This is a genomic window from Stenotrophomonas sp. PD6, assembly GCF_049199305.1.
Classification (GTDB): domain Bacteria; phylum Pseudomonadota; class Gammaproteobacteria; order Xanthomonadales; family Xanthomonadaceae; genus Stenotrophomonas.
In genome coordinates, this window is the sequence record NZ_JBLZQD010000001.1 from 405,190 (window position 1) to 429,925 (window position 24,736).

Sequence of the window (24,736 nt, forward strand, 5' to 3'; positions counted from 1 at the left end):
CGCGGCGTGGCACTACGCGGGTTTGGGTTCGCTTGGTGCCGCCGTTTCGGGCAGCGTGGGTTGGGTGGCGTCTACGGTGACCGGTTCGTCGCTGCGCAGCAGGGCGTGGGCTTCGGCTTCGCTGGCCACGGCCGGCGGGGAGCCGCGCAGCGGCAGGTTGGCGGTCTCGTTGACGAACAGCATGGTGATGATGCCGATGACCGCGGCGCCCATCAGGTAGTACGCCGGCACCAGCGGGTCGCCGGTGCGCTGCACCAGCCACGCGGTGACCAGCGGCGTGGTGCCGCCGAACAGCGAGACCGACACGTTGAACGCGATGGACAGCGCGCTGTAGCGCACCGGCGTGTAGAACAGCGCCGGCAACGTGGATGGCATCGAACTGGTGAAGCACACCAGCGCCAGCCCCAACAGCATGAGGCCAAGGAAGATCAGCCAGTCGTTGCCGCTGCCCACCAGCAGCAGGCACGGAATGGCCAGCGCGAACAGCGCGATGCACGCACCGATGATCATCGGCCGGCGGCCGAGGCGGTCACTGAACAACCCGCCCACCACGTTGAGCGGCATCATCACCAGCATCACGATGATGATCAGCAGCAGCCCCTTGCTCTCGGCATAGCCCATGGTCACGCTGAGGTAGCTGGGCATGTAGGTGAGCAGCATGTAGTCGGTGACGTTGAACACCAGCACCAGGCCCACGCACTTGAGCAGCTGCGGCCAATGCACGCGCAGCAGTGCGCCCAGACCGGGGCGCTCGTGATCGCGCTTCTCCGCTTCCTCAGCATAGGCACGGAATGCCGGGGTCTCCTCCAGCTTCATGCGCATGTACAGGCCGAGCAGGCCCAACGGGCCGGCGACCAGGAACGGAATGCGCCAGCCCCACTCCAGCATCTGGGTGCTGCTCAGCAACATGTGCAGTGCGGTCACCGTGGCCGCACCGGCGATGTAACCGCCCAGCGTGCCGAATTCCAGCCAGCTGCCCATCAGGCCGCGGTTGCGGTCGGTGGAGTACTCGGCGATGAAGGTGGCCGCACCGCCGTACTCGCCGCCGGTGGAGAAGCCCTGTACCAGCCGCGCCAGCAACAGCAGCGCAGGTGCCCACATGCCGATGCTCGCGTAGGACGGAATCAGGCCGATGCTGAAGGTGCCCAGCGCCATCAGGATCATGGTGAAGGCCAGCACCTTCTGCCGCCCGTAACGGTCGCCGAGCGGGCCGAACACGAGGCCGCCAAGCGGGCGCACCAGGAAGGCAACGGTAAACGTGGCGAACGTGGCGATCAGCTGCGCGGTGGGGCTGCTGGCGGGAAAGAACACCTGCCCCAGCGTCACGGCGAGGTAGCCGTACACACCGAAGTCGAACCACTCCATCGCGTTGCCGAGCGCTGCGGCACCCACTGCTTTCTTGAGCATGGGGCGGTCGACGACGGTGACTTCATCCACCTTCATCTGGCGGCGGCGTTTGAACCAGCCGAAATGGGCGTGTGCGGCATGCAGGTCCTGCATCTGCTTCTCCTGGGAGCGTGGTCACCGCAACGCCCGAGGCCCCGCGCAAGGCACGGGAAAGCAACCGCCTCCGTAAGAACGCGGCACGATGCGCGAAGAAGGGGCATCAACAGACGATCCCGGACGGCCGCGTGGACACAGCGACGCTGCAGGATGGATGACCGTGAGGCGGGCGATGGCCCGAGGCAACGATCAAGCGATGCATGTTAGCACATGCGCGCTTTTCGAGCCTTTTTCAGACCAGGATCACGTGGAAACGCTGCGTTTCATGCGGGTTTTTGCCTGTTTTCAAGGCGCCGTTTTTCATGGCGTCTCAGCGTTCGCGCAACGCCGTCAACGCGAGCAGATCGTCCGCTTCACGCGGCCGCACCACGCGCGCGACTTCTTCTCCGTTGTGCAACAGAATCAGTGTGGGCCACAACGTGACGCGGAAGGAGCGCCCCAGCGGGCGCCCCTTGCCGTCCTCGATCTTGATGTGGTCGGTCGCATGTTCGGCCTGCCACTGCTCCACCACCGGTTGCGCACCGACACAGTGCGGGCACCACGGCGCGCCGAACTCCAGCAGCAGCCAACCGGCGTGCGCGTCGATCGCCGGGCGTGCCGGTTCCTGTGCGGCGTAGTCGCGGGTGTAGGCCATGGCGGCTCAGCTCAAGGCGCGCTGGATGTCTTCCAGCGGTGCGTTGGTCAGGTCCTTGGCGACGTCGCGCAGCAGGCGCGATTCCACTTCCTTGTGCAGCTGCGGGCGGATGTGGCCCAGCGTCTTGGGGTCGGCGATGAGGATGAGGTGGCTATAAGCATTCTTGAGCGCATCTTCGTTCAACTGCTGCGCGAGCTGCTTGGCGAAGGTGGCCTCGTTGAGCTGGGAGATGCTCATGTCCTTGGGCACCGCGCCGGACGGGCCCTGGCCGGACACGCCCTGCGCGCTGATGTCCTGAATCTGCAGTTCCTCGTGCTGCTTGAGCTGCAGCGTGCGTCCATCGCCTACGTTGGTGAAGACGCGGGCCGAGCCGCCGTCTGCCACGACGACCAGGGTACCTGCGGGGATCTGCTGCATGATTGACTCCTTGTGGAAAAAACGGGCGATGTCTTGGCCCGCCCCCACCGTAGGCAAACGGATGTAAGCGCGATGCATACGGGCGTGTTCACACCGTGTGGATGCGGCGGGACAAGCGCGGCGGGCCGGCTCGCCAGGACGTTCAGGCAGGTCGGCTGTCATTCCGGTGTAAAATTCGCTGTTTTGACCGGAACCATGGCGAAAAAGCCGCACCGCACGCCTGTCCCCGGCCCGCCGTTCATACGGTTGCTGGCGGCGCTGGCCGACCGCGCTGCCCCGCGCACCGGCCCCGACCTGTCCGATCGGCTCAGTCAGTGGATCGACTGGACCCGGGCGGTGGCGTTGTCGCGCGCGCTCGACGGCCGCCTGCCGGCACCGGCGGACGACGCGCCGTCGGCCGTGGATGGGCTCGCACTGGAGTGTGAACGGGTGCGCGCCGCGCTGGTCGAGACCATCCATCAGCCAACGCCGGCCGGCAAGCCGGTTCCGGTGGATGCGATGGCCTACCGGCAGCGTTGCCTGAACGTGCAGCGCGCCATGCTGACCGCCACCGGCCGCCTGCGCGGCCTGCTGCGCGACCAGCTGGCCGCCGGACCGGGCGAGCTGCCGCGGCTGGCCGAGGTGGATGCGGTGATGGAACAGGCGCTGAGCCCGCGCGAGCAGCAGTTGCTGGCAAGCGTGCCGGCGCTGCTGGGCGCGCATTTCGAGCGCCTGCGCGAGGACAGTGGCAGCAGCGATGTCGATCCCGACAGCGCCTGGCTGCAGATATTCAGGAAGGACATGCAGGCCGTGCTGCTGGCGGAGCTGGATGTTCGTTTTCACCCCATCGAAGGCCTGCTTGCAGCGCTTCGCCCCCACTAACCGGGCTGTCATGTTCAGAACTCCTCTCTACGTTGTTGTCTTCCTCGCCGGCCTGCTGGCGGCGTGCTGGATCGGCGCCGGCTACCTGGGCTCCAATCCGGTGGGCCTGTCCATGGCGCTGCTGATCGCGGTGGGCTACTGCGCCGGCGCACTGGAACTGCATCGCTACCGCCAGGCCACGGCCGGGCTGCAGGCGGCGGTGGCCGACGCGGCGACCGCGCCAGAGCGGCTGGCCGACTGGCTGGAGGGAGTCCCCGCCGGTCTGCGCAACGCGGTGCGGCTGCGCGTGGACGGCGAGCGCGTGGCCCTGCCCGCCCCCGTCCTGACCCCGTACCTGGTCGGCCTGCTGGTGCTGCTCGGCATGCTCGGCACCCTGCTGGGCATGATGGCCACCCTGCGCGGCACCGGCCTGGCGCTGGGCAGCGCCACCGACCTGCAGGCCATCCGCGGTTCGCTCGGCGCGCCCGTGGAAGGGCTGGCCGTGGCCTTCGGCACCTCCATCGCCGGCGTAGCCACCTCGGCCATGCTCGGTCTGCTCTCCGCACTGTGCCGGCGCGAGCGCCTGCAGGTGGTGCAGCAGCTGGACAGCCGCATCGCCACCACCCTGCACGTGCATTCGCAGGGCTGGCAGCGGGCCGAGGCATTCCGCCTGCTGCAGGCCCAGGCCGGGCTGATGCCGGCCCTGGTGGACCGGCTGGAGGCCATGAGCGCGGCCATCGAGCGGCAGAGCGGCGCGGCGGGCGAACGCCTGTCGGCCAGCCAGGACACCTTCCATGCCCGTGCCGAGGCCGCCCATGAGCGCCTGGCCGGTTCGGTGCAGCAGGCCCTGCAGGACAGCGTCGCGCAGAGCGCACGCGCCGTGGGCGACGCACTGCAGCCGATCATGGCCGAGACCATGGCCGGCATCGCGCGCCAGACGGCCGCCTTGCAGGACACCGTCGGCATCGCCGTGAACGCGCAGCTCGCCGGCCTGTCCAGCGGCTTCGAGGCCAGCCGCGCCGCCACCGCCGAGACCTGGAACGCCGCGCTGGCCGCCCAGCGCCAGGCGCATGACACCCTTGCCGGCGAGCTGCGTTCGACCCTGGCCACCCTCAGCGACCAGCACGACCAGCGTGCGGTGCAGCTGCTGGAGACACTGGCCGCGCGCCTGGACACCAGCGTGGACGCCTGGACGCACGCGCAGGCCGCGCAGGAGCAGCGCCACGCCGCACTCAGCGCCGATCTGCGGGCCACCCTGGACGGCTTCAGCCAGGCCCAGGGCGAGCACAGCACCGGCCTGCTGGATGCCGTTGCCGCGCGCCTCGATGCGACCGCCGGCCAGTGGCAGGACGCGCAGGCGATGCAGCAGCAGACCCACGCCGCGCTCATCGCCCAGCTGGATGGCGCCCTGGAGCGCTTCAGCGCCGCACACGGCCAGCGCGCCGACGCCCTGGTCGATACGCTTGCCGCGCGCATGGACAGCAGCGCCAGCAGCAGCGCGCAGGCATGGCACGACGCCCTGCACGGGCAGCAGGCGATCAATGCCGAACTGGCCGAGCGCAACCAGCAGGCGCTGATGGCCGCCACCGCCAGCTTCGACGGCCACGCGCGCTCACTGGTGGAAGGCCTGCAGGCCTCGCACAGCGGCCTGCAGGACCGGTTGGAAGCGCGCGACGCGCAGCGCCTGGCCACCTGGAGCGATGCCTTCACCCAGTTGTCCGCGCAGCTCGGCCAGCAATGGGCGGACCATGGCGCGCAGGTCGCGACCAGCCAGCAGGCCGTTTGCGACACCTTGTCGCGCACCGCCAACGACATCGGCACGCAGGCGCAGGCGCATGCCGCCGACACCATTGCCGAGATCTCGCGGCTGGTTACCCTGGCCTCGGAGGCGCCCAAGGCGGCCGCCGAAGTGGTGGCCGAACTGCGCCAGAAGCTGTCCGACAGCATGGTGCGCGACACCGCAATGCTGGAAGAGCGCAGCCACCTGCTGGCGACCCTGGAAACGCTGCTGGATGCGGTCAACCACGCGTCCACCGAGCAGCGTACCGCCGTGGACGCGCTGGTCAGCACCTCGGCCGATCTGCTGGAACGAGTCGGCACACAGTTCACCGACCATATCGCCGCCGAGACCGGCAAGCTGGAAGGCGTGGCCGCACAGCTCAGCGGCAGCGCGGTGGAAGTGGCCAGTCTGGCCGATGCCTTCGGCACCGCGATGCAGAGCTTCGGCACGGCCAGCACCGGGCTGGGCGAGCAGCTGCAGCAGGTGGCCGGCGCGCTGGACGCGTCGATGACCCGCAGTGACGAACAGCTGGCCTACTACGTCGCGCAGGCACGCGAAGTGGTGGACCTGAGCGTGCTCTCGCAGCAGCAGATCATCGAAGAACTGCAGCAGCTGGCCGGCCGCCGGCGCACGACCGCAGCCGCCAGCGCATGAGCGACGAGATCGAACTCGACGGCGAAGGTGAATCCGGCGCGCCGATCTGGGCCGCCTTCGGCGACCTGATGTCGGTGCTGCTGGGTGCGTTCGTGCTGATCCTGGTGGGCGTGGTGGCGTTGCAGCTGGAGCTGTCGCACCGGCTGGACCAGGAAGTGGCGCAGCGCCAGGCCGAGGCCAAGCGCCGGCAGACGCTGGAACAGGCGCTGGCCGGCCCGCTCGCCGCCGGCCGGGTGACGCTGGTGGATGGCCGCATCGGCATCCGTGGCAGCGTGCTGTTCGCGCTCAACTCGGATCAGCTGCAACCTGAAGGCCGCGAGCTGCTCAAGAGCCTGGCCGCGCCGCTGGCCGGTTACCTGTCCTCGCGCGAGGAAATCCTGATGGTCAGCGGCTTCACCGACGACCGCCCGGTGCGCGACAGCAACCGCCAGTTCGCCGACAACTGGGAACTGTCGGCCGAGCGCGCGTTGACCGTGACCCGCACGCTGATCGCCGAAGGCGTCCCGGCCGGCTCGGTGTTCGCCGCCGCCTTCGGTGCCGAACAACCGGTGGGTTCCAATGCCGACGAGGAAGGCCGCGCACGCAACCGGCGCGTGGAGATGGCCCCCATCCCGCGCCCCAAACCCACCGTGACCGGTGATGGACGGTAACCGCAGCAGCGGCGACCGGCTCGCCCAGTGGCGCGCGCAGCACGGCGACCGCCACGACCCGGTACGTTTCGCCTTCCTGGAGGCGCTGCAGCGGCGCGCGCATACGGCCAGCGGTGCGCTGCGGGGTGTGCTCGACGCGCGTCTTGCCGTGCTGCTGGACGACTACGCGCGGCAGCTGACTGAAGCACCCGCAGCGGCGATATCGGACGCGACGGGCACCCGCAATGGATTGGCCGCGCTCGGGCAGGTACGTGTCGATGCCAATCCCGACTACCCCGCGCTGCCCGCGCTGATGGCCTTCCGCGGCCTGTGGGCGCAGCTGCGCACGGCCGGCCAGGTCCGCCAGACGCTGGCGCAGACGCCCAGCGACGGCGGCCCGTTGAATTCCAGCGTGCTGGTGCACCGTGCCGTGGGCTGGCTGGGCGAGGTCTCGCCGGCGTACCTGCAGCACTTCCTGGCCTACGTGGACAACCTGGCCTGGCTGGAACAGATGCAGCAGCGGGGCACCCTGCCCAGCCGCGACACCGTACCCGGCCGCCCACCGGCCAAGCCGCGCCGCGCACGCACGCCGCGCTAGCCGCGCAGCGTGGCGCCGCCGTCCACGTACAAATCGCTCATCGTGATATGCCCGGCCTGGTCGGAGAGCAGGAACATTACCGCCTGGGCGATGTCGTCCGGCGTGGCCAGTTTGCGCAGCGGAATGCCAGGCTTGTAGGTCGGCAGGCTGCCGTCGATGACGCGCTGCGCACCGTCGGCGTCGGCCCACATGCCGGTCTGCATCGGGGTCAGGGTCGAGCCCGGCGCTACGATGTTGCAGCGAATTCCGTGCGGCGCCAGCTCCAGGCCGAGGCAGCGGGTGAACATGGTCGCGGCCGCCTTCGACGCGGCGTACGCCGCCATGCCGTGGCGGGGCACGCCGGCCGCGTTGGAGCTGACCGTCACGACTACGCCCGTGCCGCGCGGCGTCATCACCCGGGCCAAGGCACGGCCGAGATGGAACACGCCGTCGGTGTTGACCGCGAACACGCGGCGCCACTGTGCGTCGTCGATGCCAACCACCTCGCCTACCTGCAGCACGCCGGCCACGCTGATGCCGAATCCGATCGGCCCGATGCCGGCCTCGGTCGCGGCGACCAGCGCGTCGACGGCCGCCGCGTCGCTCACGTCCACGGCGCGCGTGTGCAGGCGCGGATGCGCAGGCAACGCCGGGGCAACCACGTCGGTGGCGACCACCACGCAGCCACTGTCGAGCAGCTGCCGGACCAGCGCCGTGCCGATGCCGCCGCCCGCGCCGGTGACCAGCGCCACCGTGTCAGTGAATCCACTGAGCTTCATGCCGTGTGCTCCATAGAGTGAGCGTCCCAGCGCCGCAGCCGCGCCGACAGCCAGGGCGCCAGCTGCGCCACCGCATCGCGGCCGGTCAGTTCCGCATGCAGGAACGGCAGCGGCAGTGCCTCCACGTGGCGCGCATGCGCCTGCCACAGCGCGGACTGCAGGTGCGGCCGCCCGGCATGGTCGTCGCCGGCGCGCACGTGCACCAGTTCGCCGTCGTAGTGGCGATGGTGATGCGCGCGGATCAGCCGATTCGTGCCGGTCACTGCGCGCACCACGCCGTCCAGCACCGCCTCGGGCAGGCTGCCCAGCGCGCTGTCGCCACGGCGCAGGAACGCCACGATGCGCGCGCGGCTGTCCAGTTCGGGATGCGCGTCGGGGTCGTGCCCTGCAATCGCCAGCAACGCACGCAGCGCCGCCACCGGATCGGGCTCGGGCTCCGCCCGCCAGCACTCGCTGGGGTACGCATCCAGCAGCACCAGCGCACCGACCTCGCGCTGCAGCGCCTGCAGCTGCACGGCGATGGCCTGGGCGATGATGCCGCCCACCGACCAACCGAGCAGGTGCACCGGTCCACTCGGCTGCCGCGCGATGATGCGTGCCACGTAATCTGCGGCCAGCGCATCGATGCTGTCCGGCAGCGGCTGCGCGGGGTCGAGCACCGGTGACTGCAGGCCATGCACATCGCGCGCCGGCTGCAGCGCCCGCGCCAGCTCGCGGTAATTCCAGGCGATGCCGCCGGCGGGATGGATCACGAACAGTGGCGCCCTGCCCGGCTCACCGTTGGCCAGCGTGATCAATGGCGCCAGGCCGTGGTCGGTCACCTGCGCCGGCGCTTGCAGGCGCACGGCCAGCCCGGCCACGGTGGGCGTGGCGAAGACCGCGCCCAGGCCCGGATCGCACTGCCACTGCTGCTGGATGGCCAGCAGCAGATGCACGGCGGTGAGCGAGTCGCCGCCGAGCCGGAAGAAGTCGGCGTCAGCCGAAACGGGTGCGGACAGGCCCAGCACCTGCTGGAACAGCGCTGCCAGCGCCTGTTCGGTCGGCGTTGCTGGCGGGCGACCGTCATCCGCCATGGCGTCCGGTATCGGCAGCGCGGCCCGGTCGAGCTTGCCATTGGCCGTGACCGGCCAAGCCTGCATCACCACCACCGCGGCAGGCACCATGTACTCGGGCAGCTGCTCAGCCACCCCGCGCCGCAGCGCCTGTGGCTCCAGCGCGGCGCCCGCCACGTAGGCCACCAGGTGCGCGGGAACACCGGCATGCCCGCCACGCAGCAGCACTTCGGCGCGCGCCACGCCCGGCAGGCTGCGCAGCGCCGCCTCGATGTCGCCGAGCTCGATGCGCAGCCCGCGCAGCTTCACCTGGTCGTCGCTGCGGCCCATATAGTCCAGGGCGCCATCCTCGCGCCAGCGCGCCACGTCGCCGGTGCGGTACAGCCGCCCGCGGGGCACGTGCGGGTCGTCGATGAAGCGCTCGGCGGTCAGGTCGTCGCGGCCCAGATAGCCGCGCGCCAGCTGCACGCCGCCCAGGTACAGCGCGCCCGGCACCCCGGCCGGCAGCGCACGCAGCTGCGCGTCGAGCACGTACAGCCGCGTGTTCCAGACCGGGCGCCCGATCGGCACCGGCACCGAGCGGTCGTTGCGCAGCGCCGGCCAGGCACTCACATCCACCGCCGCTTCGGTCGGGCCATACAGGTTGTGCAGCTCGGCGTGCACCTGTGCGTGGAAGCGGTCGCGCAGCGACGCATCCAGCGCCTCGCCGCTGGTGAACACCCGGCGCAGCACCAGCCCGCGCACGTCCGGCACCTGCAACCATGCGTCCAGCATGGACGGCACGAAGTGCAGCGTGGTGATGCGCTCGGCGATGATCAGCGCGGTCAGCGCCTGCGGGTCACGGTGCACGCCCGGGGCGGCGATCACCAGGGTGGCGCCGCTGATCAGCGGCAGGAAGAACTCCCAGACCGACACATCGAACGTGGCCGGGGTCTTCTGCAGGATGCGCTCGTCGGCACCGATGCCGTAGTGGCTGCGCATCCACAGCAGCCGGTTGACGATGGCGCGGTGCTCGGTCAGCACCCCCTTGGGCTCGCCGGTGGAACCGGAGGTGTAGATCACATACGCCGCGTCCTGCGGCTGTACCGCGTCCACCAGCACGCCCTCGCCCTGCTCCGCCCACTGCGCAGGCGACAGCACCATGACCCCGGCGAAGCGCGCGGCGTCCGCCACCTCGGCCAGCACGCAGGCCGGTCGCGCCGAGGCGAGGATGCGCGCCAGCCGCGCGTCCGGCTGCGCAAGGTCCACCGGCAGATACGCGCCCCCTGCGCGCAGCACGGCAACCAGCGCCACCAGCAGCGACAGCGAGCGCGGCAGCGCCACCACCACGATCGATTCCCGGCCTACTCCCTGCGCCTGCAACTGCAGCGCCAGTGCCCGGCTGCGCTGCTCCAGTGCGGCATAACTCAGCGTCTGCCCCTCGAACACCAGCGCGGTAGCCTGCGGCGTGGCGGTCATGCGTTCCATCAGCAGCGCCACCAGCGACACGTCCGGCACGGCATGCGCGGTGGCGTTGACGTTGTGCAGCCAGCGCCGCGACTCCGCCGGGGTGGCCAGGGGAATGTCGCCCATCGTGCCGCCGCACGCATGCACCTTCAACGCCGACGACACGAACTGCAGCAGCCGCGTGGCGTGTGCATGCAATGCGGGCAACGCATGCAGCGCCGGGTTGGCTTCGATCTCCAGTTCCAGCCGCACGATCCCATCGCCGCGGAACCCAACGCTGATGTCATCCACCGGGCCGGTGCACAGCACTTCCAACTGCGCGGCCAGCTCCTGCCACGGCAGCGGCCGGTAGAACGGCTGCACGTTGAGCAATGGACCATGCAGGCGCTGCTGCAGGCCGGTCAGGCCCAGGTCGCGGCGCAGCTGTTCGCCGCGGTAGCGGCCGTGGCGGCGGCCGCGCACCAGATCGCGCGCCACATTACCCACGAAGGTCTCAACGCTGTCGTCGTCGCTGCCACGCACCCGCAGCGGCAGCACATTCATCACCATCGCCGGCACGCGCGCCGAGGCACTGCCCAGCCGCCCCATGAACGGCACGCCCAGCACCACTTCCTCCTGCGCGGTGAACCGCTGGCAGTACGCTGCGGCCAGCGCCACCAGCAGGTCCGGCCAGGGCTGGCCGATGGCGGTTGCGGCGGACTGCAGGCCCTCGATCAACACCGGTTCCACCGCGCGCACCAGCCGCAGCGCATCTGCCGATGCGGTCGCATTGCCGCCACCCAGCGCTTCGCCCGGGGCAGCGCCCTGCAGGTAGTCGCGCCAGTAGGCGGCATCGGCCTCGCGGCGCTCGCCGCTGCGGTACTGCGCATCTTCCTGCAAGGTGGGCAGCAGCGGCTGCAACGCCCCCGGCGTCGCGTCGCCCGCGTACAGCGCGCATACCCGGGCGCTGAACAGCGCCATGCCGTAGCCATCGGTGGCCAGGTGGTGCACACGCAGGTACCAGGCGAACCGCCGCGGCCCGAGCACGAACAGGCGTTGCTGGGCCACCCGGTCGCGGCACGGGTCCACGGCGCTGAGCCGGTCCTGGCGCATCGCGTGGCGAGCCGCACTGTCGGGGTCCGCCATTGCGGACAGATCCACCACCTGCAGCAACGGGCAATGTGTTGGATCCAGCCACTGCCTTGGCTGGCCATCGGCATCCTCGCCGAAGCGCAGCGAGAATGCCTCTGCTTCAAGCGCAGCGCCGTCGGCAGCCAACACGAAACGCGCGATATCCAGCGCGCCCTCGAACCAGACCACGTGCGCGGTGTTGAAGGCGGCCGGCGCGGCCGACAGCCGCTGCGCATACCACAGCCCCGTCTGCGCCTCGCTCAACGCACGCCGTTCGACGGTCTCCACCTCGGCCACCGCTACCCGCGCGCTCATGCGGTGGACGCGCCGCGTGCCTGCAGCTGCTGCACCACGCCCCACCAGCCGGCCAGCGTGGTGTGCTCGGCGAGATGGCCGAATTCCAGCGCGATGCCGGTGTTGCCCCAGGCCAGTACCAGCCCCAGCACCCGCATCGAATCCAGCCCCAGGTCCATCAGGTGGTCATCGTCGCCCACCGCGTCCGGTGCTTCACCCAGCATGCCGGCCACATCGGCACGCATGCGCTCCAGGGTCAACGGCGCGGTCGTCGTCGTGTCGTTCATGCCAGGCGCTCCAGCAGTTGATCGGTGGTCATCGGCACGCCACAGGTCCGCGCGATCCAGCGCAAGGCGTGGTCGTGGTCGTCACGCGAGAAGTCGGCCACCGCATCGGCGGCGATGAAGGCCTCGATGTCGCGCTGGAAGGCCTCGGCGACCGTGGCGGTGCAGCCGATGTGCGCGTACACGCCGGTGACCAGCAGCTGGTCGCGGCCACGTGCGCGCATCATCGTCTCCAGAGTGGAGCGCTGAAATGCGCTGTAGCGGTGCTTGACCAGCACATGATCGCCCGCGGCAGGCGCCAGCGCCTCCAGGATGGTTTCGTGATCGGCGCTCGCCTGCATCCCCGGTCCCCACAGATCGGCCTGCAGGCCACGGTCGCGCCGGTCCTGGTTGCCGCGCTGTGCGGTGTAGAACACCGGAATGCCCTGCGCGCGGCAGTGCGCGACCAACCGCGCGATGTTGGCCACCGCCGGCGCCAGTGGCGCGGCATCGGTGCCGTAGGCCGCCAGGAAGTAGCGCTGCATGTCGTGCACCAGCAAGGCGATGCGCGCCGGCTGCGGTTGCCACGGGCCACGTGGCGCCGGCAGTTCGTCCGCGGTGGGCAGTGCGTAAGGGGCAATGCTGGGCAGTGCCATCAGCGGGGTTCTCCTGTCTGTTCGATGAAACGCTCGCGCAGCTGGGCGCGCAGTTCGCGGCGGCTGATCTTGCCCACCGCCGTGGTGCCGAAGGCCGCGACGAACACCACCTGGTCGGGCACCTTGAACGCGGCCAGCCCGCGTGCGCGCACCCAGCCCTTCAGGCTGGCCGCCGTTGGCGCTTCACCGCGTGCAATCACGAACGCGCAGCTGCGTTCGCCCAGGTACGGGTCCGGGATGGACACCACCGCCGCGTCGAATACGCTGGCGTGGGCCAGCAGATGGTCCTCGATCTCCTCGGCGGAGATCTTCTCGCCGGCCCGGTTGATATGGTCCCCGGCACGCCCCTGCACCACCAGGTAGCCGCCGGGCAGCTGCTGCACCCGGTCGCCGGTGCGGTAGAAGCCATCCTCGGTGAACGCGCGCGCGTTGGCGCCGGGATCGTTGTGGTAACCGCGGATCGTGTACGGACCGCGCGTCAGTAGATGCCCCACCTCGCCCGCTGCCACAGGGTTGCCGAGGTCGTCCAGCACCAGCACTTCATCGTCCGGCGAAATGGGGCGGCCCTGGGTATGGATGACGCAGTCCAGCGGGTCGTGCAGGCGGGTGTAGTTGACCAGTCCTTCGGCCATGCCGAACACCTGCTGGAGGCGGCAACCCAGCCCGTCGATGAGGCGGCGCGCGGCCTCCGGCACCAGCTTGGCCCCGCCCACCTGGACCACGTCCAGGCTGGACAGGTCGTGCGCGGTGGTCGCCGCCGCCTGCGCCCACAGCAACGCCAGCGGCGGCACCAGGCCCACGCAGGTGACGCGTTCGCGGGCGATCAGCGGGAACGCCACATCCGGCCCGGCACCGGCGCTGAGCACCACCCGCGCGCCGGCGTACAGCGCGCCGAAGAAACCGGGCGAGCTCATCGGAAAGTTGTGCGCGGCCGGCAGCGCGACCAGATACACGCTGTCGCGGGTGATCGCACAGATCTCGTTGCTGGCGCGGAAGGAATACAGGTAGTCGTCGTGGGTGCGCGGGATCAGCTTGGGCAGGCCGGTGCTGCCGCCGGACAACTGCAGGAATGCCACCGATTGCGGGTCGGGATCCGGCGGCAGCCGGTCTTCGTCGCCCGCGAGGGCGGACAGCGCCACGAATTCGTCCGCCTCGCCGACCACCAGCACATGGCGCAGCGCGGGGATGTCGGCCTGCAGCTGGCGCGCCAGCGTGCGGTAGTCGAACCCCTCGTACGCGTCACTCGCGATGTAGGCGCTGGCCTCGGCCGTACGCAGCACGTGCGCCACTTCGGTATAGCGGTGCGCAGGCAAGGCATACACCGGCACCAGGCCGGCGCGGAACAGGCCGCAGACCACGCTGACGAAGTCGGCGGTGTTGCCCAGCTGCACCACCACCCGGTCGCCAGGCACCAGGCCCTGCGCCAGCAGGCCGGCACCGATGCGGCCGGCCTCCGCCCACAGCTGCGCATAGCTCAGCCGCACCGCGCCGCCGACCACCGCGATGTCGTCGGCGTACTGCACCGCGCGCTCGCGAAGGAAGCCGGGGAAGGTCTCGCCACGCCAGTACCCGGCGGCGCGATAGCGCGCCACCAGCGCAGGGGGCCAGGTCTGGCGCAGCGGCATGCGTGGCTGTGCGGTTGAAGCGTGCATCAGGATCTCCGGGTTTCGATGACGGGCGCGGCATCGGCGCCGAGCGCGGTCAACAGCGCCGCGAACTTGGCGGCCGTTTCGGCCACCTCCAGCGCCGGCTCCGAGCCGGCCACGATGCCGGCCCCGGCGAAGATGCGTGCCTCGCTTCCCTGCACACGCGCGCAGCGGATCGCCACGTACCAGTCACCGTCGCCGTGCGCATCCATCCAGCCCACCGCGCCGGCATAGAAGCCACGCGGAACCGGCTCCAGCGACCGGATCATGTCCAGCGCAGCATCGCGCGGCGTGCCGCATACGGCCGGGGTGGGATGCAGCGCCGCCAGCAGCGTTGCGACCGGCGTGGCGGGGTCGCGCAGCGTCGCCTCGATCCGCGTGCCGAGGTGCCACATGCTGTGCGTGGCGTGCAGGGCGGGCTGTGACGGCGCGTCGATCTGCGAGCACCACGGCGCCAGGGCATCGACGATGGCCTCCACCACATGGCGGTGCTCGTCGTGATCCTTGCCCGAGGCCAGCAGCGCCTGTGCGGCCCGTGCATCGTCGGCCGAATCGGCACAGCGCCGCGCGGAGCCGGCCAAGGGATGCGAGAGCACCTGCCGGCCACGGCGCGACACCAGCAGCTCCGGGCTTGCGCCCACCAGCCATGCGGGTGCTTCGCTGCCCGCCACCGGCAGCGGCATCAGGTAGGTGGTCACGCTGGGATCGCGGCCGAGCCGTGCCGCCAGGTCGCGCGGGTCCAGCGCCGCGGTCACCTGCACGCGCAGGGTCCGCGCCAGCACGACCTTGGCCAGCGCGGCCGGCTCACCGCGCAGGGCCTGCAATGCCTGTTCAACCGCATCGGCATAGACCGCCGCGCTCGGCTCGGCACGCACCTCGCCACGGAACAGCGGCGGTGCCACGGAACCGGCTGCGGCGGTGGCCAGCCACTGCGGCTGGTGCAGCGCGTCGTCCGCGGCCGGATCGAACGGCAACATGCCCACCAGCAGCGCCGGGCCCTGCTGTGGTGACGCGAAGAAGGCGTGTACACGGGCAGCCAGCGTGCCGGTGCCACCCCGCGGCAGGCGTGCACGGCAGCCGCGCGCGTCCAGCGTGTGGCCGGGCATGCGCAACAGGAACTGCGGCGCGGCGACGGGCTCGTTCACGTCGAAGGCGGCATCATCAGCGGAGCTCGCCTGGCGCAGCGTGTCGTTCATCGCACGCCCCGTCCGTGCAGGCCGGCCACCACGGCCAGCACCCCCAGCACTCCCCCCACCACCAGATACGGCGCACTCGGCGTCACCCGGTACAGCAGCGTGCCCAGCATCGGGCCGATGACCATGCCCAGCCCCTGCACCGAGGCCACCGCACCGGCGGCGGCGCCCTGTTCGTGTGCGTCAACCGAATCGGCGGCCAGCGCCTGGAACGAAGGGAACACGAAGCCCATGCCGAACGCTGCCACGGCGTAGCTGGCCAGCAGCTGCCACGGCAACTGCACCAGCGCCACAGTGGCGAAGCCCACGGCGGAGACCAGCGCACCCAGCGCAATCCAGCGTCGCGGCGGTACGCTGGTGAGCTTCATCACCGCTACCTGCGCGACGATCAGCCCGACCCCCACCGCAGTCAACGCCAGGCCCGCCATGCGCGCGCCCTCGGCCGGCGGCAGCCGCAACCGGTCGATCGCGAAGAAGCCCACGGTCACCTGCGCAACCGTTACCGAGGTCATCGCCGCGAACACCGCGAGTACCGGCAGCCGCAGACGCCGATCGCGCCAGGACAGGCGTGGCCGCGGGCCGGTCGCCGTCGTCGCAGCAGGTGCCGTCGCAGGCAGCCGCCACGCGATCACCAGCAATGCCAGCACCGGCAACAGCGCGGCGACGTACAGCGTCAGCGAAAGATTCTGGAAGGCGATCCAGCCGGCCGCCGCCGGGCCGACCACCATGCCCACCGCGTTGGCGGTACCCAGCTTGGCCATGGCGCCGGCGCGTCGCCCGGGCGGGGCTTCATCGGCCACCAGTGCCGCTGCCGTGGGCGGCACCGCCGCATAGAACAGTCCGACCAGGGCACGCAGTCCCACCAGCGCGAGCACCGACAGCCACACCGCCGGAGGCGACTGCAGCGCGGTGTCCACATACACCGCCAGCGCGATGTAAATCAGCGCGTAGGCCGCCAGCGCGGTCAGCAGCACGCGGCGCCGCCCGATGCGGTCGCTCAGCGCGCCCCAGCGCCGCGCCGACAGCATCCACAGTACGCCGGCCGCGGTGACCGACAATCCGGCGTGCCATTCAGACAAACCCAGCAGCCGCACCACCGGGCCGATGACCGCCACAAAGGCCATCATGGCCATGGTGCCGACCAGGGCGGCGAAGACCAGCGCCGGCAAGCCGGATACCGCAGAAATAGAGCGCATGAACCACCACGACCGATCAGAAAGGAGCGTGCACCGCGCAGGCGCGGGCGTTCGTTTGATTCGGCTTCGTCGATGCAGGACCGGCGTGGCTATCGGGCCAAATGATAACAGCTCGCATTTGGATTTGCGCAGCCGATCGTTGACGGAGATCAACCACGCGCACACATCCACCTCGCTAAGCTGCATGCACGCCTCTGCAAGGATCCCCCCATGGCGTCACCCGCCCTGCCCGCGCTGCTTGACGACGCGCGCGCGTTTTCGCTGCAGATCATCAGCCTGTCTGCTGAGCTGTGGAGTGGCGATGTGCGCGAGGTCAGCCTGCCCGGCAGCGAGGGACGCTTCGGTGTGATGGCCCAGCACGCGCCCCTGCTGAGCACGCTGCGCGAAGGCATGGTGTCGGTCTACCCGATCCCGCCCGAGCCGCCGCTGCACGTGTACGTGTCGGGCGGTTACGTGGAGGTGCAACCCGGCAAGGTGATCGTGCTGGCCGACCTGGCGCTGCGCAGCGACGACCTCGACCAGGCGCGTGCGCAGGCCGCGCGCGACGCCGCCGGCTCGCCCATGGCGCAGCAATTCACCGACGCCGACTACGCCCGGCTGCATGCCGAACTGATGCACCAGCGCAACCTGCAACTGCGCGGCCTGCCCTGGAAATAGGACGCGCCTGACTGCGGCATTTGGTCATCTCTTGCGCCTCGCCGACACAACATATGATGTTGACGATGAGGCATACCCACACTATGTTGTGTTTATCGGCTCCCCGCTTCCGCCAGGCCCGGTTCTGCGTCACGCCCCTGTCGGCCCTCCCGGCCTCCCGGCGTGACACCCCGAACGGACCTTGGAAGTAGATGGAATGACGATGCGCACCGAAGACACCGCTGCCGCGATGGGCACCCTCGTGTCCCTCGATCCGGCCACCCCCGCCAACGATGGCGAACTGTGGATCACCAAGGAAGCCGGCAACCGCCGCATGCTGTTCGACCCGGCGCGGCTGGAGCGCGGATTGCGCGGCGTGCATGCCGAGTTCCCCGCGCTCGACCTGGCCGACTACCTGCGCGCGGTGCTGGCGCTGGTGCATCGCCGCAGCCAGATCAGCGCCGATGAGCTGGTGGACCTGCTGGTGCGCGAAGCCGAATCGCGCATCGACGTGGTGGCGCCGGACTGGGAACACTTCGCCGCGCGCCTGTACCTGCGCCGCCTGTACAAGCGCGCCAGCCGGAACCGTTTCTACGATGCCGCGCTGAAGTACGGCTCCTATGTGGGCCTGCAGGAAAGCCTGGCCGACCGCAACGTGTACTCGATCGACATCCTCAAGGCCTATTCCAAGGAAGAACTGGAGGAGGCCGGCAGCATGATCGACCCGGACCGCGACCGCCTCTTCGCCTACAACGGCCTGTACCTGCTGGCCACGCGCTACCTGGCCACCGACCAGTCGCGCGGCGTGTTCGAGCTGCCGCAGGAACGCTGGCTGACTATCGCGCTGTACCTCATGCAGAACGAACACCTGCACGGCGACCGCTCGCGCAAGAGGCGCATGCTGCTGGTGCGCGAGGCCTACTGGGCGCTCTCCCATCTGTACATGACCGTGGCCACGCCCACCCTGGCCAATGCCGGCAAAATCGGCGGGCAGTTGTCCTCGTGCTTCATCGATACCGTGGACGACAGCCTGCAGGGCATCTACGACTCCAACACCGACGTGGCCCGCGTGTCCAAGCACGGCGGCGGCGTGGGCGCCTACCTGGGCTACGTGCGCTCGGCCGGTGCACCGATCCGCGGCGTGGCCAATTCCTCCGGCGGCGTGGTGCCGTGGATCAAGCAGCTCAACAACACCGCCGTCAGCGTCGACCAGCTTGGCCAGCGCAAGGGCGCCATCGCGGTGTACCTGGACGTGTGGCACCGCGACATCGAAAACTTCCTGGACCTGCGCCTGAACAACGGCGACCAGCGCCTGCGCGCGCACGACGTGTTCACCTCCGTGTGCCTGCCGGACCTGTTCATGGAGGCGGTGGAGCGTCGCGGCGACTGGTATCTGTTCGACCCGCACGAGGTGCACCGCATCAAGGGCTGGTACCTGCAGGACTTCCATGACGAGCAGCGCGGCCAGGGCAGCTTCCGCACGCGCTATGCCGAGGTCGTGGCCGACGAGCGGATCAGCCGCCGCACGCTCAAGGCCATCGACCTGTTCAAGCGGATCATGGTGAGCCAGCTGGAAACCGGCAACCCCTTCATGTTCTACCGCGATGAAGTGAACCGGAAGAACCCCAACAAGCATGCCGGCACGGTGTACTCCAGCAACCTGTGCACCGAGATCCTGCAGAACATGAGCCCCACCCGCATGATCCAGGAGATGATCAGCGGCGACCAGATCGTGACGACCCGGCAGGCCGGTGACTTCGTGGTCTGCAACCTGTCTTCGATCAACCTGGGGCGTGCGGTCACCGCCGCGCCGGACCTGCTGCAGACCGACGTGCTGGAGCGGCTGGTGCCGATCCAGGTACGCATGCTCGACAACGTGATCGACCTCAACCAGTTGCCGGTGCCGCAGGCGACCATCACCAACCGCAAGTACCGCGCCATCGGGCTGGGTACCTTCGGCTGGCACCACCTGCTCGCCCTGCAGCAGATCGCATGGAACGACGCGCAGGCCGAGGACTACGCCGATACGCTGTACGAGCGGATCAATTACCTGGCCATCCAGGCCAGCATGCAGTTGGCGCAGGAGAAGGGCCGCTACAGCGCCTTCCTCGGCAGCGACTGGCACAACGGCGAGTACTTCCGCGCCCGCGGCTACGACAGCCCCGCGTGGCAGGAGCTGGCCGCGCAGGTCGGCGTGCACGGTCTGCGCAACGGCTGGCTGCTGGCGGTGGCGCCGAACATGAGCACCGCGCAGATTGCCGGTTCCAGCGCCTCCATCGACCCGGTGTACGGCGCGTTCTACTACGAAGAGAAGAAGGACTTCCGCCGGCCGGTGGCGGCGCCGGGGCTGTCGCTGGAAACCTACCCCTACTACGAGAAGGGCGCGTACCGGCTGGACCAGTTCGCCAGCATCCGCCAGAACGCGCGCCGCCAGCGGCATGTGGACCAGTCGATCAGCTTCAACCTGTATGTGCCGAGCACGATCCGGGCGAGCACGTTGTTGGCCCTGCACATGAGTGCGTGGAAGGAAGGGTTGAAGACCACGTATTACGTGCGGTCGAACGATATCGATATCCAGGAATGTGAGTGGTGTGCGTCCTGACCAGGCACTGCAGCCACGCATGGCGTGGCTCTACGCCGGTTGCAATGGACGATGGCGCACCCCGTAGCCCAACCAAGGAACATCATGGCAACGCCGCTTGAACGCATCAAGATTCTCGAGCCCCGCTACCCCAACCGCTCCACCGGCATCATCAACGGCCGCACCAGCGGCATCCTGAACTGGAACGACATTCCCTACCCGTCCTTCTACCGGGCGTACAAGGAGCTGTCGACCAACTTCTGGATCCCCGACGAGGTCGACATGAAGGGCGACGCGCGCCAGTACGGTGAGCTGTCGGCGCGCGAGAAGAATGCCTACGATTCCATCATCGGTCTGCTGGCCACGCTGGATTCGCCGCAGACCCGCTTCATCTACAACGTGGCCGAATACATCACCGACCCGGCCGCGCACGCCAATGCGGCGATCATCGGCCAGCAGGAAGTGATCCACAACGAGAGCTACAGCTACGTGCTGGCCTCGATTGCCGGGCTGGCCGACCAGAACCGCGTGTTCGAACTGGCCCGCACCCACCCCACCATCCTGGCCCGCAACGCGCCGATCATGCAGTCCTACGATGACTTCATGCGCGAGAAGACCGCCGAGACCCTGATCCGCGCCCTGATCCAGTCGTCGATCCTGGAAGGCATCAACTTCTATTCCGGCTTCGCCTTCTTCTACAACCTGGTGCGGCAGAACCGCATGACCGGCACCGGCAAGATCATCAGCTTCATCAACCGCGACGAGCTGGCCCACACCAAGTTCATCAGCGAACTTATCCGCGCCATCGTCGGCGAGAACCAGCAGCTGCAGGGCGATCAGCTCACCGCCTACGTGCACGACGCGTTCGAGCATGCCATCGCGCTGGAGACCCGCTGGACCGGCGAAGTACTGGACGGTATCGACGGCATCGACGTGGACGAGATGATCCGCTACGTGAAGTACCGCGCCAACAAGATGGCCGGCATGCTGGGCATCGAGAAGCTGTACGGCGACGCCAACGCCAACGTCATGCCATGGATCAAGGCCTACGCCGACAACTTCACCGAGACCAAGACCGACTTCTTCGAGATGCGCAATGCCAGCTACAAGAAGACCAACTCGGACAACGGCTTCGACGACCTGTGAACGGGAGTGGCCCATGCACATCCTGCTGCCCTACGCGTCGCTGAGCGGCAATACCCGCGAAGTGGCGCGCATGATCGCGGCGCGCTGCCAGGCCGGCGGCCACACCACCCGGTTGCTGGATGTCGAAGATCCGCAGGCGGCCGAGGCGGTACTGCAACCGCATGGCCGGCTGCTGCTCGGCAGCTGGACCGACAACGCCGGGCGCACCCCGGCCGAGATGAAGCGGTTCGTGGCGCTGCTGCGCAACCGCGCCGGCCTGCCGCCGCCGGACCAGGTCGCGGTGTTCGGCACCGGCGAAACCCAGTGGGGGCTGGAGTACTACTGCGGCGCCGCGCATCGGCTGGCGCGTTTCTTCGGCTCGCCCTACCCGGTGCTGGAGATCGAGCAGATGCCGCATGGCAGCGCCCATGCCCTGGCCATCCAGCAGTGGACCGACACCGTACTGCTTCCCCTCGAGACACCTTGCCCATGCTGACCCTGTACGCCGAATCGCCCGAGCACTACTACGCCCTGCTCGGTACCCACCCGGACCTGCTGGTGGACTTCCACAAAGACAACTGCCCTGGCTGCAGGATGCTGGAGATGTCGCTGGCCGCATTCGCCGCTACGCCCCAGGCCGAGGGACGGGTGCTGCTCAAGGTGAAGCTGGAGGACGTGGGCGAGGCCTTCTTCCGCACGCTGGGCCTGCGGCAGACCCCAACGCTCAGCGTCGTTCGCGGGGGTCACGAAATCGCGCGCCTGCCCGGATTCCAGTCGCCCGAACACATCGCCGCCGCCGTTACGAGGCGCTGAGGGGGTCAAATGCGTCATTCACGCCGGCTCTACATAGGCGTGCTCATGCTGAACAGGCAACGCTGATAGTGACGTATGCAACATGTTGCATGGTTCAGGGCAGGTCGCAATCGGACTATTCCGATCCTGCCCGGGACCTTGGTACTACGTTGTGGTGCTACGGGGGTCTACCGGTCCATTAGTTTCGTTTCGGAGTCCAGCCATGAACCTCACGTACTCGTGCGGCCGTCGCCGCATGCTGTCTGCTGCCATCGCGCTCACCCTGGCCTCGCTGCCCCTCGCCGCCACTGCCGGCACCCTCACCGGCCCCGGCAGCACCCACACGGTCAACCCCGGCGACGCCCGTGAACTGTGGACCGTGGAAGACGGCGCGGAGCTCACCATCGCCCCCGGCGGTGCCACCGGCGGCATCCAGGTCGACAACGCCAGCGTCATCGGCACCGGCGTGGACATGACCGGCCTGTTCGGCATCCGCGTCGCCAACAGCGGCACCGCCACCCTCAGCGGCGGCCAGATGACCTTCACCTCCACCACCAGCGATGCCGGCAGTGTCTCGGCAGGCGCCAGCATGCGCATCGACGCGATGACCGTCAGCTCGGCCGGCCGTGGGTTTGCCGCCACCGGCGCAGGCAGCGAACTGGTGCTGGGCAACACCACCCTCACCACCGGCGGCGAAGCGCTGCAGGTCAGCGATGGCGCGCGGCTGGTGCTCGACACGGTCACGGCCAGCTCCAACGGCAGCGCCGGCGGCGCGCTCGGCTATGCGCTGGACATCGACGGTGGCAGCGCCGAGGTGCGCAACAGCACGCTGTCGGGCACCACCGCCGGGATCCGCATGGATGACGGCAGCCTGCTGATGACCGGCTCGGACGTCTCGTCCATCCGCACCGGCCTGGTCCTCAGCGCCACGCCGAACGGCAGCCCGTCCGCACCCGTTGCCGACGTGCGCGACTCCCGCATCGTGGCCGCCAACGGCGCCAGCGTCGGCCGCAATGCCACGCTGACCGCCACCGGCACCCGCATCCGCGGTGACGCCAGCCTGGGCGGCGGCACCGCCAGCGGCATTGGCGTGGCGCTCACCGATGGCAGCTTCACCGCCCTGCAGGGCAGCAGCATCGAAGGCAGCACCAGTGCCATCAGCCTGACCGGCAGCGCGGCCGGCAGCAACACGGTCGATATCAGCGCCTCCCGCGTGCTGTCCGATACCGGCCCGGCCATCAGCATGCAGCTGGGCGGCAATGCCACCATCACCCTGCGCGACGGCGCGCGCGTGGAAGGGGGCAACGGCGTTGCGCTGGACGTGGGGGCGCTGGCCACCGCGAACCTGGACGTGGCCGGCTCCCAGATCATCGGCGACATCGTCGGGCGGACCCAGGGCACCAACAACCGTGCGACGGTCAATGTGAGCCTCACCGACGGCGCCACGCTGCAGGGCGCCATCGTCAACGGCACCGGCGTGCGGCTGGACGGCGCCGGCTGGCTGCTGACCGGCGACAGTTCGATGCAGCAGCTCAGCGTGGGCGGCGGCGCGGTCATCGAATTCGGCGACGGCAGCGCCTTCCACACGTTGCAGGTCACCGGTGACTACACCGGCGCAGGCGGCACCCTGGTGTTCAATACGGTGCTGGCCGGCGATGACGCCGCGTCGGACAAGCTGGTCATCGGGGGCGACAGCAGCGGCCAGACCAATGTCCGGGTCAACAACGTGGGCGGCGTCGGCGCACTGACCAGCCTGGGCATCGAGCTGATCGACATCGCCGGTGCGTCCAACGGCACCTTCGACCTGAGCGGGCGCGCGGTCGGTGGCATCTACGAGTACTTCCTGTTCAAGGACGCCGGCAATGGCAACTGGTACCTGCGCTCCGCGCTGGAGCAGGTGCCCAGCCTGCCCGACCAGTGCGTGATCGACCCGCAGCTGCCGCAGTGCGTGGACCCGCCGACGCCGGAACCCGAACCCGAGCCGGTCCCGGTGCTGCGCCCCGAACCCGGCGCGTACCTGGCCAACCTGCAGGCGGCCGAGGGCATGTTCCGGCTCGGTTACCACGAGCGTGAGGCAGGTCAAAACGGCGGCCGCGCGTGGGCCCGCGTGGACGGCTCACGCAATCGTTTCGACGCCGACAGCCGCCAGCTGGACGTGCACGGCAGCAGCCAGGCGCTGAGCGTGGGCACCGCGCTGCTGCGCACGCCGCAGGGCAGCGGCGTGGGGGTGATGCTGTCCAGCGGCAACGCCAGCAGCACCTCGACCAGCGAGCTCACCGGGTACTCGGCACGCGGCAAGGTCCGCGGCACCGCATTGGGCGTCTACGGCACCTGGCGTGCCGGTGGCAACGGCGATCCCTACGGCGGCTTCTACCTGGACGGTTCGCTGCAGCACGCCCGCTTCAGCAACCGGGTGGAAGGCACCGCACTGGCCACCGAGCGCTATGACAGCCGCGCGTGGCAAGGCGCGCTGGAGGTGGGCCATGCCTTCCGCATCGGCCGTTCGGGCGGCGCCAGCATGCTGTTCGTGGAGCCGCAGCTGCAGGTCGGGTACACCCGTTGGAATGACGTGCAGCACACCGAACAGAACGGCACCGTGGTGACCAACGACGACGCCAACGGCGTGTTCGGGCGGGTCGGTGTGCGTGTGTCCGGTGTCACGCGCTGGGAGGGCTCGGCCGCAACCGTACAGCCGTACATCGCCGCGCATTGGCTGCGCACCGGTGCGGATGCGCGCGTGCTCATGGACGACGAACGCGTCGATGCGCGCATCCCGCGCGACCGCGCCGAAGTCAGCGCGGGCGCATCGATCACCTTCGCCGGCGGCCTGGGCGCCTGGGCCGGCCTGGCGTTGCAGCAGGGAAACGGCTACCGCCAGCGCACCGCGCAGCTTGGGATGAGTTACAGATGGTGAGACCGCGCAGCCACGCAGG

At 69.5% G+C, this 24,736-nt stretch carries 20 protein-coding genes; 10 read left to right on the forward strand and 10 right to left on the reverse strand.

Translation table 11 applies throughout. From position 1 onward, the window contains the following. Positions 1-12: 12 nt before the first annotated feature. From proP to ACOZHM_RS01590, 3 genes are all read right to left on the reverse strand, one after another. On the reverse strand, positions 13-1,500 hold the full coding sequence (gene proP / locus ACOZHM_RS01580) for a glycine betaine/L-proline transporter ProP (protein WP_421567194.1): 1,488 nt from the start codon (positions 1,498-1,500) through the stop codon (positions 13-15). Between the two features lie 313 nt (positions 1,501-1,813). Then, on the reverse strand, positions 1,814-2,137 hold the full coding sequence (locus ACOZHM_RS01585) for a thioredoxin family protein (protein WP_421567195.1): 324 nt from the start codon (positions 2,135-2,137) through the stop codon (positions 1,814-1,816). A 6-nt stretch (positions 2,138-2,143) separates the two neighbouring features. Beyond that, positions 2,144-2,554 (reverse strand): host attachment protein, encoded by a 411-nt coding sequence (locus ACOZHM_RS01590; RefSeq protein ID WP_421567196.1) that lies wholly within the window; start codon positions 2,552-2,554, stop codon positions 2,144-2,146. Positions 2,555-2,749: 195 nt separating this feature from the next. Between ACOZHM_RS01590 and ACOZHM_RS01595 the strand changes: the two genes are divergently transcribed. Genes ACOZHM_RS01595 through ACOZHM_RS01610 form a run of 4 tightly spaced genes read left to right on the forward strand, consistent with a single transcriptional unit; the run spans position 2,750 to position 7,055 of the window. Then, positions 2,750-3,415, forward strand: a complete 666-nt coding sequence (locus ACOZHM_RS01595) for a DUF3348 domain-containing protein (RefSeq protein ID WP_421567197.1) — start codon at positions 2,750-2,752, stop codon at positions 3,413-3,415. Between the two features lie 10 nt (positions 3,416-3,425). Continuing rightward, complete coding sequence (locus tag ACOZHM_RS01600) at positions 3,426-5,828, forward strand: DUF802 domain-containing protein (RefSeq protein ID WP_421567198.1); 2,403 nt, start codon at positions 3,426-3,428, stop codon at positions 5,826-5,828. Beyond that, a complete protein-coding gene (locus ACOZHM_RS01605) occupies positions 5,825-6,478 on the forward strand; it encodes an OmpA family protein (RefSeq protein WP_421567199.1) in 654 nt (217 codons plus the stop codon). The genes ACOZHM_RS01600 and ACOZHM_RS01605 overlap by 4 nt, the downstream gene beginning before the upstream one ends. Then, entirely contained in the window at positions 6,468-7,055 is a 588-nt protein-coding gene (locus ACOZHM_RS01610) for a DUF2894 domain-containing protein (protein WP_421567200.1), read from the forward strand. The genes ACOZHM_RS01605 and ACOZHM_RS01610 overlap by 11 nt, the downstream gene beginning before the upstream one ends. Here the strand turns inward: ACOZHM_RS01610 and ACOZHM_RS01615 are convergent. From ACOZHM_RS01615 to ACOZHM_RS01645, 7 genes are read right to left on the reverse strand one after another with little or no spacing between them, the layout of a single operon-like run. Next, the gene (locus tag ACOZHM_RS01615; protein WP_421567201.1) at positions 7,052-7,813 is read right to left on the reverse strand and encodes a 2,3-dihydro-2,3-dihydroxybenzoate dehydrogenase; all 762 of its coding nucleotides are present in this window, start codon (positions 7,811-7,813) and stop codon (positions 7,052-7,054) included. The two genes, ACOZHM_RS01610 and ACOZHM_RS01615, sit on opposite strands and share 4 nt — an antisense overlap. Then, positions 7,810-11,736 (reverse strand): amino acid adenylation domain-containing protein, encoded by a 3,927-nt coding sequence (locus ACOZHM_RS01620; RefSeq protein WP_421567202.1) that lies wholly within the window; start codon positions 11,734-11,736, stop codon positions 7,810-7,812. Before ACOZHM_RS01620 ends, ACOZHM_RS01615 begins: the two co-directional genes overlap by 4 nt. After that, complete coding sequence (locus ACOZHM_RS01625) at positions 11,733-12,002, reverse strand: phosphopantetheine-binding protein (protein WP_421567203.1); 270 nt, start codon at positions 12,000-12,002, stop codon at positions 11,733-11,735. The genes ACOZHM_RS01620 and ACOZHM_RS01625 overlap by 4 nt, the downstream gene beginning before the upstream one ends. Continuing rightward, positions 11,999-12,634, reverse strand: coding sequence for an isochorismatase family protein (locus tag ACOZHM_RS01630; protein WP_421567204.1), 636 nt, complete (start codon positions 12,632-12,634; stop codon positions 11,999-12,001). The genes ACOZHM_RS01625 and ACOZHM_RS01630 overlap by 4 nt, the downstream gene beginning before the upstream one ends. Continuing rightward, positions 12,634-14,286: a (2,3-dihydroxybenzoyl)adenylate synthase gene (locus ACOZHM_RS01635; protein ID WP_421567205.1), complete on the reverse strand. Its 1,653-nt coding sequence runs from the start codon at positions 14,284-14,286 to the stop codon at positions 12,634-12,636. The genes ACOZHM_RS01630 and ACOZHM_RS01635 overlap by 1 nt, the downstream gene beginning before the upstream one ends. Further along, positions 14,286-15,476, reverse strand: a complete 1,191-nt coding sequence (locus ACOZHM_RS01640) for an isochorismate synthase (RefSeq protein ID WP_421567206.1) — start codon at positions 15,474-15,476, stop codon at positions 14,286-14,288. Before ACOZHM_RS01640 ends, ACOZHM_RS01635 begins: the two co-directional genes overlap by 1 nt. Beyond that, entirely contained in the window at positions 15,473-16,669 is a 1,197-nt protein-coding gene (locus ACOZHM_RS01645) for an MFS transporter (RefSeq protein WP_421567207.1), read from the reverse strand. Before ACOZHM_RS01645 ends, ACOZHM_RS01640 begins: the two co-directional genes overlap by 4 nt. A 210-nt stretch (positions 16,670-16,879) precedes the next feature. On the opposite strand from ACOZHM_RS01645, the gene atpC reads away from it, so the two are divergent. The 6 genes from atpC (at position 16,880) to ACOZHM_RS01675 (ending at position 24,717) form a co-directional block, all read left to right on the forward strand. After that, complete coding sequence (gene atpC, locus ACOZHM_RS01650; RefSeq protein WP_421567208.1) at positions 16,880-17,326, forward strand: ATP synthase F1 subunit epsilon; 447 nt, start codon at positions 16,880-16,882, stop codon at positions 17,324-17,326. 229 nt (positions 17,327-17,555) lie between these two features. Then, positions 17,556-19,907 carry a ribonucleoside-diphosphate reductase subunit alpha gene (locus ACOZHM_RS01655; protein WP_421567471.1) on the forward strand — a complete coding sequence of 784 codons (2,352 nt, stop codon included), beginning with the start codon at positions 17,556-17,558 and terminating at the stop codon, positions 19,905-19,907. 81 nt (positions 19,908-19,988) lie between these two features. Further along, complete coding sequence (locus ACOZHM_RS01660) at positions 19,989-21,032, forward strand: ribonucleotide-diphosphate reductase subunit beta (protein WP_421567472.1); 1,044 nt, start codon at positions 19,989-19,991, stop codon at positions 21,030-21,032. A 13-nt stretch (positions 21,033-21,045) separates the two neighbouring features. Continuing rightward, positions 21,046-21,507, forward strand: coding sequence for a flavodoxin (locus ACOZHM_RS01665; RefSeq protein ID WP_421567209.1), 462 nt, complete (start codon positions 21,046-21,048; stop codon positions 21,505-21,507). After that, the gene (locus ACOZHM_RS01670) at positions 21,501-21,824 is read left to right on the forward strand and encodes a thioredoxin family protein (RefSeq protein ID WP_421567210.1); all 324 of its coding nucleotides are present in this window, start codon (positions 21,501-21,503) and stop codon (positions 21,822-21,824) included. The genes ACOZHM_RS01665 and ACOZHM_RS01670 overlap by 7 nt, the downstream gene beginning before the upstream one ends. A 202-nt stretch (positions 21,825-22,026) precedes the next feature. After that, positions 22,027-24,717 carry an autotransporter outer membrane beta-barrel domain-containing protein gene (locus tag ACOZHM_RS01675; RefSeq protein ID WP_421567211.1) on the forward strand — a complete coding sequence of 897 codons (2,691 nt, stop codon included), beginning with the start codon at positions 22,027-22,029 and terminating at the stop codon, positions 24,715-24,717. Positions 24,718-24,736 lie beyond the last annotated feature (19 nt).